Source organism: Streptomyces lunalinharesii (assembly GCF_039532155.1).
GTDB classification, from domain to species: domain Bacteria; phylum Actinomycetota; class Actinomycetes; order Streptomycetales; family Streptomycetaceae; genus Streptomyces; species Streptomyces lunalinharesii.
Window position 1 is genome coordinate 277,620 of sequence record NZ_BAAARK010000004.1, and the last position, 22,639, is coordinate 300,258.

The window sequence follows — 22,639 nt, forward strand, 5'->3', positions numbered from 1 at the left end:
CCGCGCCGAATCTCAGGCCGGCGCCGCGGGCCCCGTCACGGTGAACAGTCCGCCGTCCGGGTCGCGCACCATCGCCCGGCTCCCGTTGCCGTCCCGGGTCGGGGTCAGCGGGGTGGCGGTCCCGCCGCCGGCCACCGCCGCCTCGCTGGCCGCGGCCACGTCCGGGACCCGGAAGTGCACGTGCCACTGGGGCCGCACCCGCGGGTCCGGGGCGGCCTCCACCGCGCCGCCGCGCAGCGCCGCCACCACGTGCGTGCCGTCGTGCACGATGACCTGGTCGTGCTCGTACGTCACCTGGCAGCCGCCTGGTTTCTCGGACGCCCAGTCGAAGACCTCGGCGTAGAAGATCGCCGCGGCGAACGCGTCCCTCGTGCGCAGTTCCAGGATCGCCGGGGCGTGCCCGGTCCCCACCGACCAGGACAGCGTCTGCCCCTCCCAGAAGCCGAAGGTGGCGCCGTCCCGGTCGGCGGCGAGGGCGGCCCGTCCGGGGCCGAGCTTGAGCGGTCCGACGGCCACCGTGGCGCCGCGCTCGCGGATCCGGCCGGCGGTGTCGTCGGCATCCGCCACCGCGAAGTACGCCGTCCAGGCCACCGGCACCTGGAAATCCGGGGCCAACGCCCCCATTCCGGCGACCGGCTCCCCGTCGTGCAGGGCGACCGCGAACTCCTCGCCCAGACTGGCCGGCCGGAAGCGCCAGCCCAGCACGGCCCCGTAGAAGCGCTGCGCGGACCGCAGGTCGCTGGTCATCAGGCTCACCCAACAGGGCGCACCGGGGACCGGCGTGGTCGGGCGGGGGGACGGCATGGGCATCTGCCTCCTGTCGCTGGGTCCCGTCGTCGAGAACTCCCGGCGTTGGGCCGGGAGCGCGGGAGTTCGACGGCAGCGCCCCGGCCCGTCCGACGGGCGGGCGCGGCAGCGCGTGACCCGCGGCCGGGTCCCCGGCGCCCCTCCCACTGTGCCAGCGACCGCCCCGCCCCGCACCAAGGGAAGGCCCGCCCCACCGGTCGCCCACTCGGGGCAGGGCCGGTTGTGCGGGTGGGTGGCGGGCTCGATGCTGGAGGTACTGAACCGGGCTGGGTAGATGCCATGAACGCATGGAACGCGGCGGCGACGAGCGCCGACTTCCGTGGTCCCCTCGACGTCACCAGGGCGGCCACCGCGGTACTGGACGCCCGGGGACGGGTCATCGGCTGGAGCGCGGCGGCCCGGAAGCTGCTGGGGTACGCGCCGGCGGAGATCATCGGCCGTCCGGTCGACACGTTCCTTCCGGAGCCGGACCCGGACGACCCGGCGCCGGGTGCCGGGGCGCTCACCGACATCGGGACCCGCTCCGCCCGGCACGCGGACGGCCACCGGCTGCCGGTGGCCGTGACGATCTGCCCGCTCACCGACGCGCCACCCGCCGCCGGCCCCGGTCCGGCCCGGGTGCTGGTGGCGACGGGGCTCGACGCCCTGCGCCAGTGGGAGGCGCGCCAGGCGATGCTGCACGGGCTGGCCACCCAGTCACCGGTGGGCCTGGCCATCTACGACAACGACCTGCGGCTGACGTGGTTCAACTCCTCGTACGGGCGGGAGATCGGGCTGCCGCTGCGGGAGTTGAGCGGCAAGCGGGCGAACGAGCTGTATCCGGGTGAGTTCGTGACCGAGGGGTACCCGCACGGCCTGGACGCGGTGATGCACCACGTGCTGGCGACCGGTGAGCCCTTCCTCGACCTGCACTTCGTCGGCGAGCAGCCCACCGACCCGGGGACCGAGCACGTCTGGTCCTGCTCCTACTACCGGCTGCAGGACCCGGACGGGCGGGTGCTGGGGGTGTGCGAGGACTCCTTCGACATCACCGACCGCTACCAGGCGCAGCGCCGGCTGAACCTCCTGGTGGAGGCCGGCCGCCGGATCGGCACCACGTTGGACATGGTCGGCACCGCCCGGGAGGTGACCGAGGTCGCGGTGCCGGCCTTCGCGACCACGGTCACCGTCGACCTGCTGCGTTCGGTGCTGGCCGGCGGGGACCCCGATCCGGCCGAGGGCGGGGTGCCGGAGCTGGTCCGGGTGGCCGCGCGCTCCCGCGACGACCCGCCGGACCGGCCGCCGCACCCCCCGTACCCGGTCGCGTACCGGCGCGGCACGCTGCCGTACCGGAGCCTGTCGTCGGGCGGGATGATCCGCACCGAGCGCACCCTCGTGGTGCCGCTGCGGGCCGGCGGCACCCCGATGGGGCTGGTGACCTTCGACCGCGGGGCCGCGTCGGCGGTCTTCGACGGCGGCGAGGTCGACCTGGCCGACGAACTGGGCGTCCGGGCCGCGGTCTCGATCGACAACGCCCGCCGGTTCGCCCGCGAGCACGCCGCGGCCCTCACCCTGCAACGCAACCTGCTCCCGCAGCGCCTGTCCCCGCACTCCGCGGTGGACACCGCCTACCGGTACCTGCCCAGCGACGACCGGGCCGGCGTGGGCGGCGACTGGTTCGACGTCATCGGGCTGTCCGGCACCCGCGTCGGGCTGGTGGTGGGGGACGTCGTCGGGCACGGCCTCCAGGCGGCGGCCACCATGGGCCGGCTGCGGACGACCGTACGGGCGCTGGCCAGGCTGGACCTGGCGCCCGACGAACTGCTGGGCCGCCTCGACGACCTGGTCGGCCAGACCCCGGAGGACCGCGCAGCGGGCATCGTCGAGGAACCCGGTCCGGACGACGCGGCCACCGGGGTGACCTGCCTGTACGCGGTCTACGACCCGGTGTCGCGGCACTGCGCGATGGCCCGGGCCGGGCACCCGCCGCCGGCGGTCGTGCACCCCGGGGGCGAGGTGACGTTCCCGGACCTGCCGGCCGGCCCGCCGCTGGGCCTGGGCGGCCTGCCGTTCGAGTCGTGGGAGACCGAGCTGCCCGCGGGCAGCATGCTGGCCCTGTTCACCGACGGGCTGCTCCGCTGCGGCGACCGGGACGTCGACGCCGGACTGGCCCTCCTGGGCGACGTCCTACGGGACGACCGGCGGCCCCTGGAGGAGCTCTGCGACCGGGCGGTGGCGGCGCTGCTGCCGGGCGGGGCGGCACCCGACGACGCGGCGCTGCTGCTGGTGCGCACCCGGGAGCTGGACGCGCGGCAGGTCGCCGCCTGGGAGTTGCCCGCGGAGCCGGCCGCGGTGGCCGCCGCCCGCGAGCTGGCCACCCGGCAGCTGGCGTCGTGGGACCTCACCGAGCTGTCGTACGCCACCGAGCTGGTGGTCAGCGAGCTGGTCACCAACGCCGTGCGGCACGCCTCGGGCCCGGTGCACCTGCGCCTGCTGCGGGACCTGGCGCTGGTCACCGAGGTCTCCGACACCGGTCACACCTCGCCGCACCTGCGGTACGCCGCGAGCGACGACGAGGGCGGCCGGGGACTGTTCATCGTCGCGCAGCTGGTGCAGCGCTGGGGGACGCGGTACGCGCCGTCCGGCAAGACGATCTGGGCGGAACAGGCGTTCCCGCCGGACTACCCGGGGGCCCCGCGCCCCGTGGGCTGAGCGGGCGGTCCGGGCACGCCGTGCGGGTCGCCGGCGCCGGTCCCATGATGGAACCAGCGAGGTCCCGGCACTCGGCGGGCGCGGACGAAGGAGGACCTGTGACGACCAATGGCAGTAGGACCCCGGGCGAGCGGCGACCGGCGGAGCTGTACACGGGTAGCGAGCGGCCCTTCGACGCGGAGGACCTGGTCAGGGCGTCCGGGCGGGAGCCCACTCCGCAGAGCCTGCAGTGGGCACAGCGGCTGATCGACGAGAAGGGGCGGGCCGCCCTGGAGCGGTACCTGCCGTAGCCACGGCACGTCCACGTCACCTGCCAGTTCGGCCCGGGGCACACCGGCCCCGGGTCGCGACCTGCGCCGGGACGAGCGCCGATCCGCCGCGTCCGCCACACCGGTAGCCTCTCCGTACATGACAATCGAACGCCTCGATCCGCCCCGTCGCGCCGGTGAGCGGGAGACGCTGCGCGGCTACCTCGACTTCCACCGCGCCACCCTCGCGAAGAAGACCGAGGGGCTGACCGACGGGCAACTGCGGCAGCGCGCCGTGCCGTCGTCCACGCTCTCCCTGCTCGGCCTGGTCCGGCACATGGCCGAGGTGGAACGCACGTGGTTCCGCCGCGTGGTCAACGGGGAGGACATCCCCCTGGTCTGGTCCGACGAGGGCGACTTCCAGGCCGCGTTCGACGACGCCGAGGCGACCGGCGCCGCGGCCTTCGCCGCCTGGCAGGACGAGGTGGCGCACGCCCGCCGCATCGAGCGGGCCGCCGAGTCCCTCGACGTCACCGCCTACCAGCCCCGGTGGGGCGAGGACGTCTCGCTCCGCCTGATCATGCTGCACCTGATCCACGAGTACGCCCGGCACAACGGCCACGCGGACCTCCTCCGCGAGGGCGTCGACGGCACCGTCGGCCCCTGACGCCCTGGCCCCTGCCGGCCGGCTCCTGGGCCCGCTGACTCGCGAACCGCCTGGCACCAACGGAAAGAGGTCCCTCCCCATCGCGGGGAGGGACCTCTTCTCGTGGAGCGCCCGGCCGGCCTTGCACCTGCATTTCCCACCGGATGGTGGGCGTCTTTCCTTGGACCACGGACGCGTGACTCCCGCCCGCAGGGCCGGAGTTCGTTCATGATCATACAGGGCCCGCGGTGCGCCTCCCGCACCGCTCGCCGGGCGGCCGGGACGGGCGGTGCGCACGATCGCGGCGGGAAGACTCCGGTCCGCGACGGCTCGTGCGCGACGGACCGCACCGGGGTGCGAAGGTGTCCGTCCCACCACGACGGGCCGCGGGGCCCGTCCTGACGAGGAGGCACCGGCATGACCGCGCCGCACCAAGAGCCCGACGGACCCGGAGGCGCTCGCAGCCATCTGCCGGACGACACCCTGCCGTTGCGCCTGCACGACGGGCCGGCCCCCGCCGCCCCCACCGCGTCCGCGTCCGTGTCCGAACCGAAGGGCGGCGCCGCCCGACTGGCCAGGTCCAGCGCCCTGATGGCGGCCGGCACCATCGTCTCCCGCGTCACCGGCTTCCTGCGCACGCTGGTCATGGCGGCCGCGATCGGCGTCGGCACCCTCAACGACTCCTACCAAGTCGCCAACGTCCTGCCCACGATGATCTACACGCTGGTCGGCGGCGGCGCCTTGAACGCGGTGTTCGTGCCCCAGCTCGTGCGCGCCGTCAAGAACGACAAGGACGGCGGCGAGGCGTACGCCAACCGGCTGCTGACGCTCGTCGTCGTGCTGCTCGCGGGCGCCACGACGCTCTGCGTGCTGGCGGCGCCGCTGCTCGTCCGCATGATGTCCCCGGACATCGCGGCCGATCCCCAACGGATGGCCCTGACGGTGGCGTTCGCCCGCTACTGCCTGCCCACCATGTTCTTCCTGGGCATCCACGTCGTGCTCGGCCAGATCCTCAACGCCCGTGAGCGCTTCGGCGCGATGATGTGGACCCCGGTCCTCAACAACGTCGTCACCATCGCCGGATTCGGGGCGTTCGTCTGGGCCTTCGGCGGCTTCGCCCGCTCCGGCGTCAGCCCGACGACCATCACTCCCGAAGGGGTCCGGCTCATCGGCCTGGCCACCCTGCTCGGGCTGGCCGTCCAGGCACTGGCGATGTTCCCCTATCTGCGCAAGGCCGGCGTCCGGCTCCGCCCGCGCTTCGACTTCCGCGGACACGGCCTGGGGAAGGCCGTCGGCCTGGCCAAGTGGACGCTGCTGTTCGTGCTCGCCAACCAGCTCGGCCTGACCGTCGTCACCCAACTCGCCACCAAGGCGGGCGCCGCCGCGGAACGCGCCGGCCACAGCGGCGCCGGCATCACCGCGTACAACTTCGCCCTCCAGATCTGGCAGATGCCGCAGGCGATCATCACCGTCTCCGTCATGACCGCCGTCCTCCCCCGCATCTCCCGGGCCGCCCACTCCGGGGACGCCGGCGCCGTCCGCGACGACATCTCCTACGGCCTGCGCACCTCCGCCGTCGCCATCGTCCCCTGCGCCTTCGCCTTCCTCGCCCTGGGCCTGCCGATGGCCACCCTGCTCTACGGCAGCTCGGACGCCCAGGGCGCCGAAGGCGTCGGTCACGCCCTGATGGCCTTCGGCCTGGGCCTCATCCCCTACTCCGCCCAATACGTCGTGCTGCGCGGCTTCTACGCCTACGAGGACACCCGCACCCCCTTCTACAACACCCTCGTCGTCGCCCTCGTCAACGCCGCCGCCTCCGCCCTGTGCTTCGCCCTCCTGCCCGCCCGATGGGCCGTCACCGGCATCGCCGCCTCCTACGGCCTGGCCTTCGCCGTCGGGATCGCCGTCGCCTGGCGCCGGCTGCGCCGTCGCCTCGGCGGCGACCTGGACGGCGCCCGCGTCCTGCGCACCTACGCCCGCCTGTGCACCGCCGCCGCCCCGGCCGCGCTGGCCGCCGGCGCCGCGTCCACCGCGCTGCTCCACGCCCTGGGCACCCACGTCCTGGGCTCCCTGACCGCCCTCGTCGTCGGCGCGACCGTCCTCTTCTCCCTCTTCCTCGCCCTCGCCCGCCTCCTCGAACTGCCCGAACTCAACGCCATGTTCGCCCTGCTCCGCAGCCGACGGGGCCGCTGAGCCGCTGAGCCGCCCACCACCGAACGGCACCGGGCCGGGGCCGGCTCCCGGCCGCACCCACCGCTGTCGGCGGCAGATCTCCACCTCCCTCCCCTCACTCCCCCACCTGCGGCCCGTCCCTTCCGCCGCCTCCGCCGCTACTTTTGGGCCGACCGCGCTCGGCGGCGGTTCCGAGCGACGCGCACTCAGCGCTCATGACTGCTCCTCCGCCCAGCTCATCTCCTTCAAGGCGATCCGGGCAGCCGGCGCCTGGTCGGGGATGTCGGCCCAGTAGGGGTGCGTGGCGATCTGCACCGACAGTCGTTGCAGTCGACGGCGCAGCACCGTCGCACGTACCGGACTGTCCTCGGCGGCGAGTTGTTGATAGGCGGCGTACCAGGCGGTCTGGGCCTGGACGAGGTCGTCGGGGAATGCGTAGTGCGTCATGCCTCAAATTGCATCACGTGTTCGATTTACGGTGCAGCACTCACACGAGTGAATGTGGCCGAGTGCCGTGACCGAGCGGAAACGTCCGCCGGCGCCGAGGAGCGGACGTTCCGGCGAGGTGAAGGGCACGTCCGGAGAACCGCGCCCGCTGCACCCCGCGTCTCCACGGGGAACGGCCCCGGAACGCACAGAAGGCACGCACCATGACGCACCGCACGCCACCCGACCGCACCACGCAGCCGACGGAGGCGCGTCCGCAACGCGGGGTCACCGCCACGGCGTTCGCCGTCCTGCGGCGGCACCGGGGTGCCGTGGCGGCTGCGACGGTGCGCGTCGTCAGCCTGTCCGGACTGGCCGGGCTGCTGATGACGGCCGTGACGTTCGCACTCGCCTGGCCCGTCTTCACGCACATGCGGACCGAACAGATCCGGTACCACCAGCTTGAGGACCCCTACCTGCACGACCCCACCGAACTGGTGCGGGTCGCCCTCGGTGCGCTCCCGCTCTTCCTGCTCCTCCTCTGCACCGGCAGCGCGGCCCTGCAAGGCGTGTGCTCACGGGCGATCGCAGCGGGGGCCGACGCGCCTTCGGCGGAGGACCGGTCGCGCACCGCGGCATCCGGGACGCTGCGCGGGGTGCTCGCCGTCTACGCGTTGCGCGGCCTGATCGTGTGGCCCCTGCCGCTGCTCGTCAGCGCGGTGGCGCACGGCCTCACCGGCTACCAGCTCGACACCCCGGAGCCCCTGGAGCGCGGCTCGTTGCCCTACACGCTCGTCGCGGCCTCCCCGGCGGCGGCCGTGCTCGTCGCCGTGCTGGTGCGGCTCGCGCTCTCCCTCGCCCCGGCCGCCGCGGCGGAGGGCCTCGGTGCCCGGGCGGCCCTGCGCCGTTCCTGGTCGCTGACGTGGACGCGCACCGGAGGGGCCCGCGTCCTCGCCCTCGCGCTGCCGCTGGCCGCGCTCACCGCCGGGGTGCTCCGGCTGGTGGTGGAACTCGCCCTGCCGCTGCGCCCCCTCGTGCGGGCCCTCCTCGAAGGGGCCACGGGCAACTTCTTCGCCGGCTACTACGCCGGCATCCTCGCCCCCGTCATCGTCGGCATCCTGGTCACCGCAGCGCTGACGTTCCCCCTCACCTGTGGGGCCTTCGCGGCCCTCCACGACCGCCTGCGGTCGTCCCGCACCGCTCCCCGACCTGCCGGGGGCCCGGCGACCTCCACCGCCTGACCCCTCTCGCTCGTCGCCGTGCGGAAACGGATTGCCCCGGCCGCCCGGCTCACGTTGACTGGCGGCATGAGCGAACTGCACACCGACCGCCTCGTCCTGCGTCAATGGCGTGCCGCCGACCTCGCACCGTGGGCGGCGATGAATGCCGATCCCGAGGTCCGGGAGCACCTCGGCGACCTGCTCACCCGCGAGCAGAGCGACGCTTCCGTGGCGCGGTTCCAGGCCGAGTTCGACGCGCGCGGGTACGGCTGGTGGGCGGTGGAGGTGCGCGCCACGGGCGAGTTCATCGGCTTCGCGGGCCTGGACGTGGTGGACGACGACCTGCCGTTCACCGGCGTGGAGATCGGCTGGCGGCTGGCCCGCGCCGCCTGGGGGCAGGGCTACGCCACCGAGGCCGCGCGGCGGGTCCTCACCCACGGCTTCGACGCCCTCGGCCTTCCCGAGGTCCTCGCCGTGACGACGGCCACCAACCACCGTTCCCAGGCGGTGATGGGCCGGATCGGCATGACCCGGGTTCCGGAGTACGACTTCGACGACCCCGCCGCCCCGGAAGGGCCGCTGCGACCGAACGTGGTGTACCGCATCGGCCAGGACGCGCCGCGCTGACGCGCTCCCCGGGGGCGCTCGGCCGAGCCACCCGGTCGGCCGGCAATTCGGCCGCTTTTGCCGCCGCGGCCGGAGCCCGCTCGGGACTACGCTCCGGCCGGTGACCACTCACCCGACGAACGACGCGGCGATCCGACAGTGGAACGACATCCCCCGTACGGCGTTGGAGGCGATGGAACCCGACGGCGACTTCGCCAAGCGCCACCTGATCAACCCGGCGCTCCTGCGCATGCTCGGTGACGTGCGCGGACTCCGCGTCCTGGACGCGGGGTGCGGGCACGGCTACTTCAGCCGCATGCTCGCCGCCCGTGGGGCGCAGGTGACCGGCATCGAGCCCACGGACACGATGTGCGGCTACGCCCGGGAGAAGGAACGCGCCCTGAAGCAGGGCATCGCCTACGTCCAGGCCGACCTCACCCGACTGCCGGACCTCGGCGGCCCGTTCGACGCCGTCGTGTGCAGCATGGTGCTGGCGGCCGTCCCGGACTGGAAGCCGGCGATGCGGGCCTGCGTGGAGGCCCTGCGGCCCGGCGGAGTGTTCGTCTTCTCCGTCAACCACCCGGCCTTCGAACAGCTCCTGACCACCTGGCGCGCACACGGCGCCTACCGCACGGACCGCTATCTGGAGGAGTACGCCATCCCCCAGACCCACGCCCAGGACTTCCACCGCCCGCTCTCGACGTACCTCAACGAACTCGCGGCCCTCGGCTGCCACCTCCGCGAACTCGCCGAACCGGGCCTCGATCCCCGCACGGCGCGCGCAGCGCAGGACACCGCACCGGGCATCGAAAGCTACGTCCACCTGCCCAACTTCCTGATCGCTGCCGCCGAACGCCCGTGAGCGCGAACGTCCGCGCTCCCTGCTCCTCCGCCGCCGGCACTCCGCCGGGGCCGCGGCTCGGCTTGACCCTCCGGTAACAGGAGGCCCTACGGTCCCCAAGCATGGAGATCGTTGTTCATGACACGGCGTCCGCGATGCTCGACCTGCTGCGGCGCCCACCCGCCCAGCGGCCGGACGCCCTGCGAGAGATGCTCAGCCCGCTCCGGGGCCCGATGGCCGTACTGGGCGACGTGGATCAGGCTCAGATCCACCAACAGGGTTCCGGCTTCCGCCTGGACCGCGACGACCCGCGGTACGTGGCCGCCCTGCACCGGATGCAGCAGGCGCAGGTCTGGGACCGGGTCCAGGAGTCGCTGACCGCCGCGTGGGAGCGGATCAGCGGTGCGGCGCCCGGCGTCCGGCACGCCGAGACGGTGCACGTCGTGGTGGTGCTCGGCGATCCCGACGACCACCACCTGACCGTCCGCAGCGCCGGCTACCTCGGACTGGGCGGCTTCCCCGGCGCGATCCACCTGCTGATGTGGCCCACCGAGACCAGCCTGGCCAAGATCGACCACGCCGCCGCGCACGAGCTCCACCACAACGTGCGCTACGCCAACGTGACGTGGAACCCGATGACCGTCACGGTGGGGGAACAGGTCGTCGCCGAGGGACTGGCCGAGGCGTTCGTGCGGGAGTTGGCCGGCGAGCGGGCGATGGGCCCGTGGGCGACGGCGTTGACCGGCGCCGCGCTGGACCGTGCGTACGAGCAGGTCACCGCCGCGATCGACGTGGCCGGGATGCAGAACCTGGCGCCGTACGTCTTCGGCGACGCCACCGCCCGGCTCATGGGGTGCGAGCCGGTGGGGCTGCCGGACTTCGCCGGGTACGCGACCGGGCTGCGGATCGCCGACGCCCACCTGGCGGCCTCCGGCCTGACCGCCGCGCAGAGCGTGGCCCTGTCGTCGGACGAGGTCCTCACCAACGCCGGCGTGCCGCACGGTGCCTGAGCGCGCCGGCGCGGTGAGGTGTCCGGTCAGCCCAGTTCGAGGCTGGTGACGCCGAAGGTGCGGGACGGGTCCGTGGACGGGACCGGGCCGGTGTACATGCGGACGGTGTGCGAGCGGGGCGTCAGGCCGCGTGCGGTGGCCAACGTCCGTGCCGCCGCGTGGGGTTCGGGGATGTCGACGGTGACCTCGTCGGCCGGGTCGAGGTGGGCGGTGAGGGCGTCGAAGAGGGCCTCGGCGGCCTGCGGGGTGTCGGCGAAGAGCGGGCCGATGCGGTGGCCCGTGTGCGCGGGGCGGAGCACGCCGTACCCGGTGACCTCGCCGTTGCGGAGGTGGACCACGGCGGTGCGGCCCGGCGCGGTCAGCCAACGGGTGACGAAGCCGCGCCGGTCCGCGGGGAAGCAGCGGCGGTCGTAGGCGGCGATCGCGTCGAGGTGGGCGGCGGTGACCGGGTGGGTGTCCGGGGAGGTCGGGGCGCCGGGGGTGGGGCGGCCGGTGTAGCGGAGGGTGTCGTGGGCGGGGGCGAAGCCGGCCCGCTGGTAGGTCTCCTGTTGGGCGGGGACCGCGTCCAGGCCGATGGTCCGGCTCCCGGCGTGCGGGAGGGCGGTGCGCCAGGTGGCGAGCCCGAGTCCCCGGCCGCGCAGGTCGGGAGCGACGAGGTAGAAGCCCAGGAAGGCGTACGCGGGCGAGTAGTTGACGAGCGAGACGGCGGAGACCGTGCGGTCGCCGAGGCGACCGAGGTGGAAGCCGTCGGGGTCGGTGGGGTGGAAGCTGTGGAGGTCGCCGTCGCCGGGGTTCCAGCCCTCGTCGGCGGTCCAGTCGACGATCTCGTGCCAGTGGTCCAACGGGGCGGCGGCGACGCTGAGTTCGCCGGCGTCCGTCGGCGCGGTGCGGGGGGTCGGTCGCATCGGGGTGCGTCCCTTTCTGCTGGTGGCTCTTCGGTCAGATCAGGTCCATCGCGGCGACCTCGTCGGGGCTGCCGTAGCTGACCGGGCCCTGGAAGCGGCGGCGGGCGGTGGCGAACCACCAGATCGTGGCGATCACGAGGACCACCGCCAGGGCGATCGGGGCGTAGTTGAAGGACTCCGGAGTGACCGGGTACTGCTGCGGCAGCATGAAGAGGAGGTTGCTCACGACGATCCACAGGACCGCGATCGCGGCGACCGGCTTGCCCCAGCGGCCGAGGTTCCACGGGCCGGACGGGAAGTCGTCGAGGCGCAGCCGCAGGAAGATGGGCACGCCGTAGGAGAGGAAGAGGCCCACGACGTTGATGCTGACGACCGCGGTGAAGGCGGTGTGCGACCACCAGCCGGGGACGACCAGGACCAGCGAGGAGACGGCGGCGAGCCAGACGGCCTTGACGGGGGTGCGGGTGCGGTCGGAGACCGAGTGCCACCAGCGGGAGCCGGGCATCGCGCCGTCGCGGGAGAAGGCGAAGATCTGGCGGGTGTTGCTGGTCATGTTGGCGAGCCCGCAGAAGAGCATGGCGCCGATGACGATCAGCAGGAGGAACTTCGCGGTCTGCACGCCGAGCGCGTCGACGAGAATCTGCACCGGCGGGGCATCGGCCTTCGCGGCGTGGCCGTAGTCGCGAATGGCATAGACCAGCGCGAGCATGAGGATCAGCCCGGCGACGGCGGAGCAGCTGATCGCCCGCATGATCCCGCGCGGGGCATTGACGGTCGCCTTCACCGTTTCCTCGGACATGTGGAAACTGCCGTCGAACCCGGTGAACGTCCAGCTGGTGACGAGCAGGCCGAGCATTCCACCGTAAATGGCGTTCGTGAAGCCGGTGTTGTTGGCGAAGTGGGTCACGAAGGACGGCTCTTGGTGGTGCGTCGGAATCAGCGTGAGAGTGACGACGATCACCACCATGCCGACCAACAGCCACCACACGGAAATTCGGTTGAGCACTGCAACCAGCCGCACGGTGTAGGTGTTCGCGAGGGCTTGCACCAGCAAAATTGCTGCGGTGATGCCGACGGTCTGCGGTGCGGTGGGCACGTACGAGGGCCATTGCATGGCGATGAACGCCTGGATGAAGGTGGCGGCCGCGAAGTTGGTGGCGGCGGTGCCCCCGACCTGGCCGACGAAGTTGAGCCAGCCGGTGTACCAGGACCAGGCGCCCTGGTGGCGCTTGGCGAGCTTGCCGGCGGAGAAGTAGAGGGCGCCGCTGGTCGGGAACGCGGAGGCGATCTCGCCCATGGCGGCGCCGACGAACAGCACCATGAGGGAGACCGCGATCCAGCCGAATATGAGGATGCGCGGGCCGCCGGCGTTCAGGCCGAAGCCGAACGAGGAGAAGATGCCGGAGATGATATTGATGATGGTGAAGGAGATGGCAAAATTGTCGAAAGCGCGGAATCTGCGGGTGAGTTTCCGCGGATAACCCATGGCATGCAGGGTCGCATCATCATCGAGCGCGGCGGGGTCCGGCCCGTTCCGGATATTCGAGCGGTTTTTGGCGCGGGTTGGGGTGGACGTACGATCGGGCACAACCGAAACCTTTCTGCTGGCGGGGACAACGGTTCGGCCGGGGATGCGGTCAGTGCGTCACGGATCGTGCGGAACGGGGAGTCCGCACGCCCTTCTGGCTTTGGTCAGTTGTTCTTCCGGATCACCGAAAACACTCCAGGGCATGCGTGACGCATAGGGCCCCATGACCGTGAGGACTTCCCGGGCCTCGAATTCGCACTTCGCCATGAACAACGCATGGGCGAGGTAGGCCAGGTCCACGACCGGGGTGAAGCGGTAGCCGGCCACGGTGGGGAACCAGTTGCGGTGGACGCCGGTCGCGGCGGTGATCCACTGCGGTTGTTCCCAGGTGCGGTCGGCCAACAGCGCGGCGGGGTTGTAGTCCTCGACGAGTGCCACCAGGGGCAGCAGCCGGAGCGGTGAGGAGGCCGCGGCGCGCTGGCTCAGGAAGGCGGCGACGTCCCAGCTCGCACTGGACGAACCGCCGTACCGGGTGAAGAAGAAGGACAGGAAGCGGTGGTGCGCCTCGCGGTGCCAGGGGTCGAGCCGGAGGATGTGCGCGAAGAGGTACCAGGGCCCGGTGGGTGCGGTCAACAGCCCCTGGGGAGCGGGGTCGTGGGGGCGGTCGAGACGGGCCAGGGAGAGCTGGGCCACCCAGGGGGTGGGGTCCTCGGGCGCCAGTTTCGCGGCCCGTTCGCAGGCCGCGCGCGCGATGCGGTCCAGTGCGCCGGCCCGTCGGTCGCCGGCGTCGGCCATGCGCAGCGCCCGGAGCATGGCCACCCGGGCCCATAACAGGGCGGCGTCCGGTCCCGGTTCCTCGGCGAGCCAGCGTTCCGCCAGGTCGGTGCCGGCCGCCTCGGAGGCCAGCACCAACGAGCGGTGGGCCCGCAGCTCGAAATCCTGGCGGGTCTCCCGCAGTACCTCGTGAGCGCTCAAGTAGCGTCCGGCACGGACATCCATACACGCTCGCGCCAGCGCCCGGTCATCGGCTGCTGGACTCCATACGTAGTGCCCCTCGAATGAGCCACCCGGCATGTTCCCCTCCCGGTGCACGCGGGTACCTTGCGGTACCTACGCATTCCGTCCATGCCGAATTCGGCTGGACCGCCGCCGCTGGTCAGTCGGCAGCGGGGCACACCCTACTCATTTCCTCCTCTTTTCGAAAACAGTCGTCTGGAATATCTGGTTCCGCACCTTTTCGCCGTGCGGAGTTTGAAACGCAAACCAGTCCGCCAGGCGCTTATGACTGGCATATTCACTCCCGTCGGCCGACCAGTCACGCCATCGGGACGCCGGCGCGCAACGACCCGGCCGACGCCCTCGTGCGGCCCCCGCGCCACGTCCCACGAGGGCGAAGGCGAACGGCGCTACCACACCGCCGGCGGAACTCGACGCTTTGAGCCGTCGCGCCAGTCGCCTCCGGCCACGCTCCGGCCGGCAGGACCACGGTCCGCCGTGTGAGGGTGCTCACCAACTCCCCGCCGACCGGGACCGGATGCGGATCCGGCCGAGGTGCCACCGTCGGGGCCGTCGGGGCGGAGCGGTCCGCACCCGCCGGGCCGGCCCGCGCGGACCGCGTCGCCGGACACCCGGCGAATACCGCAATGCCTTCGGGGAGTTCGGCCGCGCGGGGTGCGGGCGGCAGCACCGTGCCGGCCGGAGACGGAGAGGGATTCATAAGGAAGTAGTAAAGAAATCGATGCACAATGCATCGCTTCCCGCCCCTCTTCGGCGCGACGTACCTGGTCACACCGGATGCGAACGTCGGCAAACACGAAATCGGCTCAAGAGCAACCGTGATTAGCGGAAGCTACTATCCGGAAGCGCGCGATCACATGTAGCGTTCGGTCAGACCGGTGACGTGACGGTTGTTCACGTCACGACCGCGCACGGGCACGGGCGCGAACGCCCCTCCTAACAGGGACGGAAGGGCGATCGGCCCGCTGGACGCACCCGCATCACGAGTGCCGGTGCGCCTGCCCGGCTCCACACCGGCCTGCGCAGCGAGTGCGGCGTGACCGAACCGCACGCCGCACGTCGAGCACCGCCATGTCTGTCCGAACACGCCTGCTTTGCAAGAGGAATGGGCCCAGATCATGTTTATGAACGCGTCGACGACCCCCCTTGCGTTGCGACCGGACGCCGATTTCGGCCGGCCGGCAAAGGTCGGCCCCGGCGGAGGGCCACCCTTGGCGGTCGACCGGCTCCCCGACGGCAAGTGGCAACTCACCTTGCACGATTTGGAGCCCGTGGCGGTGCATCGATTGACCTCCGACAAGCTCCACATCATCCTCGCCCCGCCGTGCGCGCAGCCGTCCGCGGCGGACACCGGTGCGCACCCGGTCGGGACGGCCGCGGCGGACCCGATCCAGATCGACACCGCGGCCCGCACCGTCGCCATCGACGGCCGGCAGATCGACGTCCCCCGGCTGGAGTTCGACCTGCTGGCCCACCTGGTGCTGAACCCGCGGCGGGCCTTCACCCGGCAGCAGCTGATGGCCGCGGTCTGGCCGGACTGCCGGTCCAGCGACCGCACGGTGGACGTGCACGTCGCCCGGCTCCGGCGGCGACTGGGGCCGGGCCGGCGGAAGTTGATCAGCACCGTCTTCGGCGTCGGGTACAAGTACCTGCCCACACCGTGAATCCGGCCGGGTAGCCGGTGCGGGCCGGTGGCCGGCACGCGTACGGTCACCGGCCCGTTCCGCACCGGTGCGCACCGTCAGCCGACCGCGCGCGCGGTGCTCCCGCCGTACCCGGGACCGGCATTCAGGTGCTCCGGGGTGCCGGTGGCGGGCTCCTTGCGGACGAAGGCGCGACGCAGCGCGTGGTAAGGGGCGTCGGGATCCTCGAAGGTGCGCCGCATGCGGGCGAGTTCGTCCGCCCGGTAGGCGGCGAGCGGCCGGCGGGCCTCGGCACCGTCCCGATCGGCCTTCTTGGTGGCGATGCGGGCGTGGATGCCGGGGGACTGCGCGAGCCGACGGGCGAGCCGTCCGGTGTGGTCGGGAAACTCCTGCGCGGCGCAGTCGACGATCCGGTCGACCAGGCCCAGCCGCTGCCCGTGCGCCGCGGTGACCGGTAGGGCCCGGGCCATCAGGGCCGCAGCCGTCTCGGCGCCGACCCGGCGCGGCAGGGTGTACGTCCAGTACTCCGAGCCGTACAGGCCCATCAGCCGGTAGTGCGGGTTGAGGACGGCGGCGGAGCGGCACCAGACTTCGTCGGCGGCGAACGCCAGCATGGCCCCGCCGGCCGCCGCGTTGCCGCCGAGGGCCGCGATCACCACCCGGTCGGTGGTGGTCAGCACGGCCCGCACCAGGTCGTCGATGGCGTTGATGTTGGCCCAGGATTCGGCGGCGGGGTCGGCGTCCGCCTCGATGACGTTGAGGTGGATGCCGTTGGAGAAGAAGTCCCGCTGGCCGCCGAGGACCAGGACGGTGGTGGGGCGGGTGCAGGCGTAGCGGTAGGCGGCGAGCAGCCGGCGGCAGTGGTCGGTGCTCATCGCGCCGCCGGGGAAGGCGAAGCGCAGGAATCCGGCCGGTCCGTCCTCGTGGTAGCGGATGTCGGTCCAGGTGGCTGGGCCATCACCGGTCTCCAGCGGGGCCGGCACTTCGGGCAGCGGCGGGAGCCGGTCGCCCAGGGCGAGCGTGGCGGGCAGTTTGACGGGGGTGGGCTCCCCCGGGGCCCGGGCCGGGCGGAGTTCGGGGATCCAGACGGCGCCGTCGACGGTGGCGCGGCAGAGCGCGCCGTGCCGGGTGGCGAGCAGTTCCCCGGGGTGGCCGGTGAGGGCGCCCTCGGGGTGGCCGCCGTGCAGGAACCAGGTGCCGCCGAGGAGTTCGTCCCGTACGCCGGGGCGGGAGTCGGCGGCCCGCAGGGTGCGCAGGACGGTCTCGGTCGGGTCGGTCGACCAGTCGATGCGGCGGTCGGCCTGGCGGAGCGGGGGCCGGGGGCGACCGGGCAGCCGACTGGCGGGGAGGGCGTGCTGCGGTTGCGGGCGGTGGGTGCCACAGGCGAAGCGGGCGACGGCGGTCAGCAGCGCCTCGATGGCGGCGTCGGCGATCTCGTTGCGGTACAGGTCGCTCTTGCCGACCTCGGGGACCGGGCACTCGACGGTCGCCCAGACGTCGCCGGCGTCCATCTCGTCGTTGGCCTGGAGGACGGTGACGCCCCACCGCTCGGCGCCCAGGTGGACGGCCCAGTCGACCGACGAGGGCCCGCGGTCGCCGAGCGGGCCGGGGTGGACGATCAGGCACGGCCAGGCGGACCAGACCTCGCGGGGGACGGCCGTGGTGAGCATCGGCGCGACGATCAGGTCGGGTGCGTGCCGGGGCACCAGCGCGGCGAGCGGCGTCCCGCGGGTGACCAGTTCGACGCCGAGGTGGTGTCCGCGGTCGGCGAGTTCGGCGTAGGCGCGCTGCGTCAGGCTGTTGAACGCGCCGGCGAGGAGCAGGATGCGCACAGCGGGCTCCCTGGGGTGGGGGATGCGGTGGACGGTCGTGATCGTTCCCCGTCGGTGGCGGGCCGGCGGCGGACCCGCTGGGGAGGTCACCCGAACGCACCCGGGCCGGTGCCACCGGGCGGCGGGCCGCGGTGTCGGGCCGACGCCGCACCGAATTGAGGGGGCGTCAGATGGTTCCACGGCCGGGTGCTGTGACGGCATTCCGCCAAAGTTGGCGCGCCGGCCTCCCTCCCCGCCCGCTCGACATTGCCTTTCATTGACATTCACTTGGCCAGCCTTTTACTTTCGAGGAGTCGGCGTCGGCGCGGGCCATCACCGCACCGCCCGGCGCCGCCCCCCTTCCCCACACCTATGGAGGTCCCCATGGAGCAGCTCATCAAGAAGATGGCCCAGGACGACGTCTGGCAGAGCTGGGTGGCCGCCAACTCCGCCGGGCAGACGGCGAAGAACGGCTGCATCAGCGCCGCGCCCAAGGCCGGCTGCATCAGCGCCGCGCCCAAGAGCGGCTGCATCTCCTGACACCCGGGTGACGGACCCGGCGGGCCGGCGACCGTCCGGCCGCCGGCCCGCCGACCGGTCCACCACACCCCCACGTCCCGGGCGGGACCCCGTCCGCGCACACCTCCGAGGGAACCCATGGAAGGCCAGCCGACCGCCGAGTTCATCGAGCAGATCCGTGACATCCCGATCTACCGCGCAGCACTGGCGAAGGGCCACTTCCCGGTGCTCGACAAGCCGGAGATCGCCCGCGGCTTCCCCGACAACTGGATGACGCCCCGGCTGGCCGCCGCGCTGGAGTCCGGCGAGGCCGAGTTCGTGCTCTCCACGGGCACCAACCACGCCCGGATGCAGCTCATCCGGCCCCCGTACTTCCTGCTGCGCTCCTACTACCGCCTGTGGAGCGAACACGCCGACCTGGCCGCCACCTGGGAGGCCGGGTGCCGCCGCGTCTCGCTGACCACCGTCCTGGCGACCGAGCACGTGGCACGGGTCAACGCCGCCAAGCGCGGGGCCGCCCCCGACCCCGTGCCGAGCCTCGCCGACCGCCGGCTCGACGACCGCACCAGCTACCTCAACCTGCGGCTCGACCCGGCACTGTGGAGCCGCGACGACGTGGTCCGGATGCTCCACGAGATCCGCACCGCCGCCGAGGCCCACCCACAGGGCTGGTACCACCTCGACTGCTCCGGATACCACCTGGCGCACCTGGTGCGGAAGGTCGGCGAGTGGGGGCTGTGGGACGACTTCCCGCCCCCCGCCAGCATCATCCACGCCTACGAATACACGCCGGTGAACGTCCGGCGCTTCCTGCACCAGCACTTCGCCTGCCCGATCATCGACCTGTTCGGCAGCACCGAACTCGGCTACCTCTACTCCAGCGACCGGCGGGGCCACTACCGCCCGCACCTGGACCAGATGAGCGTCGAACTCCACCCGGTCGCGCCCGGCAGCACCCTGTACCACCTGATCGTCTCCAGCGTGCGCAACCCCTACATGCCGCTGATCCGCTACCGGTCAGGGGACTGCGTGCGGACCACGGACGGCACCCCCGACCCGGAGCGGATCGCCCAGTTCGCCGGCCGCCACAAGGAACTCCTGGACGCCCGGCACGGTCCGGTGGCCCAGGGCGACCTCGACCGGTGCGTGGGCGAGGCGACCGCGCAGATCTTCGTCCACCAACTACGGCTGGCGGGCGCCACCGAGGCACGACTGGCCTACACCACCTTCAGCGGCGCGCCCCTGGCACCGGCGGAGTCCGCCGCGTTGGAACGGGGCGTCGCCGAACTCACCGGCCGGCGCTGCCGACTCGACCACCGACCGCACATCCCCATCGGCCGGTCCGGGAAGTACTCCTGGCTGGCGAGAGGAGAGGCATGACCCACCGGACCGCGCCGGCGACCGCGGCCACCGCACCCGCCACGGCGGCCCCGCACCGGTCGCGCACCGCCGAGGACCTCCGGGACCTGCTCGGCGCCGCGCTGCACGCCGAAGTCATCGCCCACTTCGAGGAGACCACCGACGCCCCGCGGGACCTCGTGGCGCGCCGCGTCACCGAATGCCTGCGCTACCTCTACCTCGTCTCCCGCTACCGCGACCGGCTCGGCGGGCTGTTCCTGCCCGTCGAGCAGGACGTCGACGAGGTCTGGCACTACCTCATCCTGCAGACCCGGGAGTACCGCGCGCTGTGCGAGGAGCGGCTCCCGGGCGGGTTCTTCATCGAGCACCGCAGCATCGGCTACGAGGCGTACCAGCAGGAGCCGGGCCGCGCGCGGGCGCTCGACGAGGCGTTGCGCTGGATCCCGCTGTACTGCCGGGAGTTCGGCCCGTTCGACGAGGACGCGCTGGCGCACTGGACCATCGTCCGCTTCCTGCACCAGCGGATGGGCATGTCCCTCGCGGACATAGCGGCGCTGGAGCCGCTGCCCGCATGACCGGTGCCGCAGCCCGGCGGCCGTTGGCCGTCCTGGTGTTCTCCCAGGTGCTCAGCGGGGCGGGACTGGCGGCCGGGATCACGGTGGGGGCGCTGCTCGCCGAGGACATGCTCGGCTCGACCGGGCTGGCCGGGGTGCCCAGCGCCCTGTTCACCGCCGGCGCGGCGGTGGGCGCGGCGGGCATCGGCCGGCTCTCCCAGCGCCGGGGCCGCCGGGCCGGGCTCGTCCTCGGGTACGGGGCCGGAGTGCTCGGCAGCTTGGGCGTGGTGGCCGCCGCCGCGCTCGGCAGCGTCCTGCTGCTCTTCCCGTCCCTGCTGGTCTACGGGGCGGGCACCGCCACAAACCTGATGGCCCGTTACGCGGGCGCCGAGTTGGCCCCGCCCGAGCGGCGCGGACGCGCGGTCAGCACGGTGCTGTTCGCCACCACGCTCGGCGCGGTGGCCGGCCCCAACCTGGTCACCGCGACCGGGGACCTGGCCCTGGCCTGGGGCGTGCCCCGACTGGCCGGTCCGTTCCTGCTGGCCGCCGCGGCGTTCGGCGCCGCGGCCGTCGTCCTGGCGGCTCTGCTGCGGCCCGAACCGCCGCCGCAGCCCGCGGCACCGGCACCGGCAGCGCCGGCCGTCGGCCCGGACGCGCCACCGGACGGCCGGGCCGTGGCGCCCTCGCCCCCCGGGCCGAAGGGCGGACCGCGGCGCGGCCTGCTGGCCGGCACCGCGGTGATGCTGCTGACCCAACTGGTGATGATCGCGCTGATGACCATGACCCCGGTGCATCTGCGGGCGCACGGCCACGACGCCCAGGCGGCCGGCCTGGTGATCGCGCTGCACGTCGGGGCGATGTTCCTGCCGTCCCCGCTCACCGGGCGGTGGGTCGACCGGGTCGGGCCCGAGCGGGTGGCCGCGGCGTCCGGAGTGACGCTGCTGGCCGCCGGGTTGCTCGCGATGCTCACCCCGCCGCACTCGGTGGCGGGCCTCGCCGGGGCGCTCGTACTGCTCGGCCTGGGCTGGAACTTCGGGCTGGTCAGCGGCACCGCGTGGGTCACCGAAGCACTGCCGCCGGCGCGCCGGGCCGCCTCCCAGGGGCTGGTGGACGTCGGGATCGCGCTGGCCGGCGCGGCCGGGGGGATGGCCTCCGGACCGGTGCTCGCCGCGGGTGGCTTCCCGGTGCTGGCGCTGGTCTGCGGGGTGCTGGCGGCGGTGGTGGTCCCTGTGGCCGCGCTGGGTGCCCGGGGAGCCGGCGGCGCCCGTTAACCCCTGAGAAAGCACGCAACATGGCGTCATTTCTCGTTTTCATACTGGAAACCTGGATGCTGCACTATGAGGAGCGCGGCTCCCGCCACCACGGTCGACGCCGAGCGCACCGGACCGGAACCGCGCCCCGCCGACCAGGACCGTGCACAGCCGCCGCCCGCCGCGCCACGCGCGCGGCCGGCCCCCTGCCGAACGACCCAACTGCCCCCAGACGCGGGGCGAAGCGGAGGACGACGATGCGGAAGGACACCGGCATACCGGGGGCACGCCCCGGGACTGCGGCCTGGTGCCGGCTGTCGCTGACCGCGGTCCTCGTCGTCCTGACGTTCCTGCTCGGTGCGGCGGCGCCGGCGTGCGCGCTCGCCTCGGCACGCCCGGCCGCCGCCTCCGGCGCCACCAGCAAGCCGGCCGCGGCGAGTGCCAACTCCGAGGAGGAGAAGCACTCCAAGCGGGAGTCCGAGCGCAGCCGCCCCCGGCGGCTGGCACCGGCCGCGGAGGGCGTGCCACCGGACCGACGTCCGCTGCCGCCGCACCTGAGCGGTCCGGACGGTGGCGAGGGAGCCACGGGCCGGGTGCCGGCCGGCGACCCCGCAGCGGCGGCCTCCAGACCCTCCGAACTCCCCCTGCTCCACTGCGTCTTCCGCTGCTGAGCGGCCCCGCGGCGGGCCACGGCCGCGCGCCGGGCACCGCCACGCGAGTGCCGCACGTCCTCGCCATCCCCACGGTGGCATCACACTTCAGCAGGAGACCTCCTCGTGGAGACCTTCATCCAGCACGCCCGGGGCCTGACCGCCCGGATCGCCGCACAGCGGGAAGAACAGGAGACGTTCGGTCGGCTCGCCGCCGGCCAGTCCCCCCTCGCCCTGTTCATCACCTGCTCCGACTCCCGCGTCATCCCGTCCCTGATCACCGGGGCCCGGCCCGGGGAACTCTTCGAACTCCGCACGGCCGGCAACGCCGTGCCCGCCTACCAGGAAGGCATGGCGGCCAGTTCGGAGGCCGCCACCATCGAGTACGCGATGCGGGTGCTCAAGGTCGCCGACGTCGTGGTCTGCGGGCACTCGCACTGCGGTGCGGTGGGCGCCCGGGCCCGCCGCGAGGACCTGACCGGTGCGCCCGCCGTCCGCGACTGGCTGGCGCTCCAACTCTCCGACGAACTACCGGGCGACGACGGGCCGGCCGTCACCGCGGCCGTGCAGCGTCACGTGCGCCAGCAACTGGACCGACTGGGCGACTACCCGTGCGTCCGGGAGCGGCTGGACGCCGACGAGGTCCGGCTGCACGGCTGGTTCTACGAGGTGCACACCGGGTCGGTCTCCGTGCACCGGCCGACCACCGACGCGTTCCTCCCTCTGTGAAGGCGGC

Annotated in this window: 21 protein-coding genes; 15 read left to right on the plus strand and 6 right to left on the minus strand. The window is 73.2% G+C overall.

Annotated features, from left to right (window positions below; genetic code table 11):
- Positions 1-12: 12 nt before the first annotated feature.
- The gene (locus ABD385_RS08820; RefSeq protein ID WP_344574494.1) at positions 13-804 is read right to left on the minus strand and encodes a VOC family protein; all 792 of its coding nucleotides are present in this window, start codon (positions 802-804) and stop codon (positions 13-15) included.
- A 282-nt stretch (positions 805-1,086) separates the two neighbouring features.
- On the opposite strand from ABD385_RS08820, the gene ABD385_RS08825 reads away from it, so the two are divergent.
- The 4 genes from ABD385_RS08825 to murJ all read left to right on the plus strand — a co-directional run bounded on the left by ABD385_RS08825 (position 1,087) and on the right by murJ (position 6,585).
- Positions 1,087-3,498, plus strand: a complete 2,412-nt coding sequence (locus ABD385_RS08825; protein ID WP_344574495.1) for a SpoIIE family protein phosphatase — start codon at positions 1,087-1,089, stop codon at positions 3,496-3,498.
- Positions 3,499-3,596: 98 nt separating this feature from the next.
- The gene (locus ABD385_RS08830; RefSeq protein WP_344574496.1) at positions 3,597-3,788 is read left to right on the plus strand and encodes a hypothetical protein; all 192 of its coding nucleotides are present in this window, start codon (positions 3,597-3,599) and stop codon (positions 3,786-3,788) included.
- Positions 3,789-3,906: 118 nt separating this feature from the next.
- Positions 3,907-4,413 carry a DinB family protein gene (locus ABD385_RS08835; protein WP_344574497.1) on the plus strand — a complete coding sequence of 169 codons (507 nt, stop codon included), beginning with the start codon at positions 3,907-3,909 and terminating at the stop codon, positions 4,411-4,413.
- A gap of 396 nt (positions 4,414-4,809) precedes the next feature.
- The gene (gene murJ / locus ABD385_RS08840; protein WP_344574498.1) at positions 4,810-6,585 is read left to right on the plus strand and encodes a murein biosynthesis integral membrane protein MurJ; all 1,776 of its coding nucleotides are present in this window, start codon (positions 4,810-4,812) and stop codon (positions 6,583-6,585) included.
- Positions 6,586-6,777: 192 nt separating this feature from the next.
- Here murJ and ABD385_RS08845 read toward each other — a convergent pair whose 3' ends face one another.
- Entirely contained in the window at positions 6,778-7,011 is a 234-nt protein-coding gene (locus ABD385_RS08845; protein ID WP_344574499.1) for a hypothetical protein, read from the minus strand.
- Between the two features lie 203 nt (positions 7,012-7,214).
- On the opposite strand from ABD385_RS08845, the gene ABD385_RS08850 reads away from it, so the two are divergent.
- The 4 genes from ABD385_RS08850 (at position 7,215) to ABD385_RS08865 (ending at position 10,667) form a co-directional block, all read left to right on the plus strand.
- Positions 7,215-8,231 carry a hypothetical protein gene (locus ABD385_RS08850; protein WP_344574500.1) on the plus strand — a complete coding sequence of 339 codons (1,017 nt, stop codon included), beginning with the start codon at positions 7,215-7,217 and terminating at the stop codon, positions 8,229-8,231.
- A gap of 66 nt (positions 8,232-8,297) precedes the next feature.
- Positions 8,298-8,837, plus strand: a complete 540-nt coding sequence (locus tag ABD385_RS08855) for a GNAT family N-acetyltransferase (protein ID WP_344574501.1) — start codon at positions 8,298-8,300, stop codon at positions 8,835-8,837.
- 100 nt (positions 8,838-8,937) lie between these two features.
- Positions 8,938-9,678 (plus strand): class I SAM-dependent methyltransferase, encoded by a 741-nt coding sequence (locus ABD385_RS08860; RefSeq protein WP_344574502.1) that lies wholly within the window; start codon positions 8,938-8,940, stop codon positions 9,676-9,678.
- A gap of 101 nt (positions 9,679-9,779) precedes the next feature.
- Entirely contained in the window at positions 9,780-10,667 is an 888-nt protein-coding gene (locus tag ABD385_RS08865; RefSeq protein ID WP_344574503.1) for a DUF2268 domain-containing putative Zn-dependent protease, read from the plus strand.
- 26 nt (positions 10,668-10,693) lie between these two features.
- Here ABD385_RS08865 and ABD385_RS08870 read toward each other — a convergent pair whose 3' ends face one another.
- The 3 genes from ABD385_RS08870 to ABD385_RS08880 form a co-directional block, all read right to left on the minus strand.
- Complete coding sequence (locus ABD385_RS08870) at positions 10,694-11,572, minus strand: GNAT family N-acetyltransferase (protein WP_344574504.1); 879 nt, start codon at positions 11,570-11,572, stop codon at positions 10,694-10,696.
- Between the two features lie 34 nt (positions 11,573-11,606).
- A complete protein-coding gene (locus tag ABD385_RS08875) occupies positions 11,607-13,058 on the minus strand; it encodes an amino acid permease (protein WP_344574505.1) in 1,452 nt (483 codons plus the stop codon).
- A 159-nt stretch (positions 13,059-13,217) separates the two neighbouring features.
- Positions 13,218-14,174 (minus strand): serine/threonine-protein kinase, encoded by a 957-nt coding sequence (locus tag ABD385_RS08880; protein ID WP_344574506.1) that lies wholly within the window; start codon positions 14,172-14,174, stop codon positions 13,218-13,220.
- A gap of 1,154 nt (positions 14,175-15,328) precedes the next feature.
- Here ABD385_RS08880 and ABD385_RS08885 point away from each other — a divergent pair.
- A complete protein-coding gene (locus ABD385_RS08885; protein ID WP_344574507.1) occupies positions 15,329-15,781 on the plus strand; it encodes a winged helix-turn-helix domain-containing protein in 453 nt (150 codons plus the stop codon).
- 77 nt (positions 15,782-15,858) lie between these two features.
- On the opposite strand, the gene ABD385_RS08890 is transcribed toward ABD385_RS08885, so the two are convergent.
- On the minus strand, positions 15,859-17,592 hold the full coding sequence (locus tag ABD385_RS08890; RefSeq protein ID WP_344574508.1) for a hydrogenase maturation protein: 1,734 nt from the start codon (positions 17,590-17,592) through the stop codon (positions 15,859-15,861).
- Positions 17,593-17,955: 363 nt separating this feature from the next.
- On the opposite strand from ABD385_RS08890, the gene ABD385_RS08895 reads away from it, so the two are divergent.
- From ABD385_RS08895 to ABD385_RS08920, 6 genes are all read left to right on the plus strand, one after another.
- Positions 17,956-18,111 (plus strand): hypothetical protein, encoded by a 156-nt coding sequence (locus tag ABD385_RS08895; protein WP_344574509.1) that lies wholly within the window; start codon positions 17,956-17,958, stop codon positions 18,109-18,111.
- Positions 18,112-18,228: 117 nt separating this feature from the next.
- Positions 18,229-19,470, plus strand: coding sequence for a phenylacetate--CoA ligase family protein (locus ABD385_RS08900; protein ID WP_344574510.1), 1,242 nt, complete (start codon positions 18,229-18,231; stop codon positions 19,468-19,470).
- Positions 19,467-20,024 (plus strand): glycine-rich domain-containing protein, encoded by a 558-nt coding sequence (locus ABD385_RS08905; protein WP_344574511.1) that lies wholly within the window; start codon positions 19,467-19,469, stop codon positions 20,022-20,024. Before ABD385_RS08900 ends, ABD385_RS08905 begins: the two co-directional genes overlap by 4 nt.
- Positions 20,021-21,274, plus strand: a complete 1,254-nt coding sequence (locus ABD385_RS08910) for an MFS transporter (RefSeq protein ID WP_344574512.1) — start codon at positions 20,021-20,023, stop codon at positions 21,272-21,274. The genes ABD385_RS08905 and ABD385_RS08910 overlap by 4 nt, the downstream gene beginning before the upstream one ends.
- 236 nt (positions 21,275-21,510) lie before the next feature.
- Positions 21,511-21,924: a hypothetical protein gene (locus ABD385_RS08915; RefSeq protein ID WP_344574513.1), complete on the plus strand. Its 414-nt coding sequence runs from the start codon at positions 21,511-21,513 to the stop codon at positions 21,922-21,924.
- Between the two features lie 105 nt (positions 21,925-22,029).
- Complete coding sequence (locus ABD385_RS08920) at positions 22,030-22,632, plus strand: carbonic anhydrase (protein WP_344574514.1); 603 nt, start codon at positions 22,030-22,032, stop codon at positions 22,630-22,632.
- Positions 22,633-22,639 lie beyond the last annotated feature (7 nt).

Coding starts and splice junctions, on each gene's coding strand:
- ABD385_RS08850 (WP_344574500.1), top strand. CDS start 7,215: ATGACGCACCGCACGCCACCCGACCGCACCACGCAGCCGACGGAGGCG.
- ABD385_RS08905 (WP_344574511.1), top strand. CDS start 19,467: ATGACCCACCGGACCGCGCCGGCGACCGCGGCCACCGCACCCGCCACG.
- ABD385_RS08835 (WP_344574497.1), top strand. CDS start 3,907: ATGACAATCGAACGCCTCGATCCGCCCCGTCGCGCCGGTGAGCGGGAG.
- ABD385_RS08845 (WP_344574499.1), bottom strand. CDS start 7,011: ATGACGCACTACGCATTCCCCGACGACCTCGTCCAGGCCCAGACCGCC.
- ABD385_RS08855 (WP_344574501.1), top strand. CDS start 8,298: ATGAGCGAACTGCACACCGACCGCCTCGTCCTGCGTCAATGGCGTGCC.
- ABD385_RS08865 (WP_344574503.1), top strand. CDS start 9,780: ATGGAGATCGTTGTTCATGACACGGCGTCCGCGATGCTCGACCTGCTG.
- ABD385_RS08900 (WP_344574510.1), top strand. CDS start 18,229: ATGGAAGGCCAGCCGACCGCCGAGTTCATCGAGCAGATCCGTGACATC.
- ABD385_RS08880 (WP_344574506.1), bottom strand. CDS start 14,174: ATGCCGGGTGGCTCATTCGAGGGGCACTACGTATGGAGTCCAGCAGCC.
- murJ (WP_344574498.1), top strand. CDS start 4,810: ATGACCGCGCCGCACCAAGAGCCCGACGGACCCGGAGGCGCTCGCAGC.
- ABD385_RS08915 (WP_344574513.1), top strand. CDS start 21,511: ATGCGGAAGGACACCGGCATACCGGGGGCACGCCCCGGGACTGCGGCC.
- ABD385_RS08910 (WP_344574512.1), top strand. CDS start 20,021: ATGACCGGTGCCGCAGCCCGGCGGCCGTTGGCCGTCCTGGTGTTCTCC.
- ABD385_RS08825 (WP_344574495.1), top strand. CDS start 1,087: ATGAACGCATGGAACGCGGCGGCGACGAGCGCCGACTTCCGTGGTCCC.
- ABD385_RS08895 (WP_344574509.1), top strand. CDS start 17,956: ATGGAGCAGCTCATCAAGAAGATGGCCCAGGACGACGTCTGGCAGAGC.
- ABD385_RS08875 (WP_344574505.1), bottom strand. CDS start 13,058: ATGGGTTATCCGCGGAAACTCACCCGCAGATTCCGCGCTTTCGACAAT.
- ABD385_RS08820 (WP_344574494.1), bottom strand. CDS start 804: ATGCCGTCCCCCCGCCCGACCACGCCGGTCCCCGGTGCGCCCTGTTGG.
- ABD385_RS08870 (WP_344574504.1), bottom strand. CDS start 11,572: ATGCGACCGACCCCCCGCACCGCGCCGACGGACGCCGGCGAACTCAGC.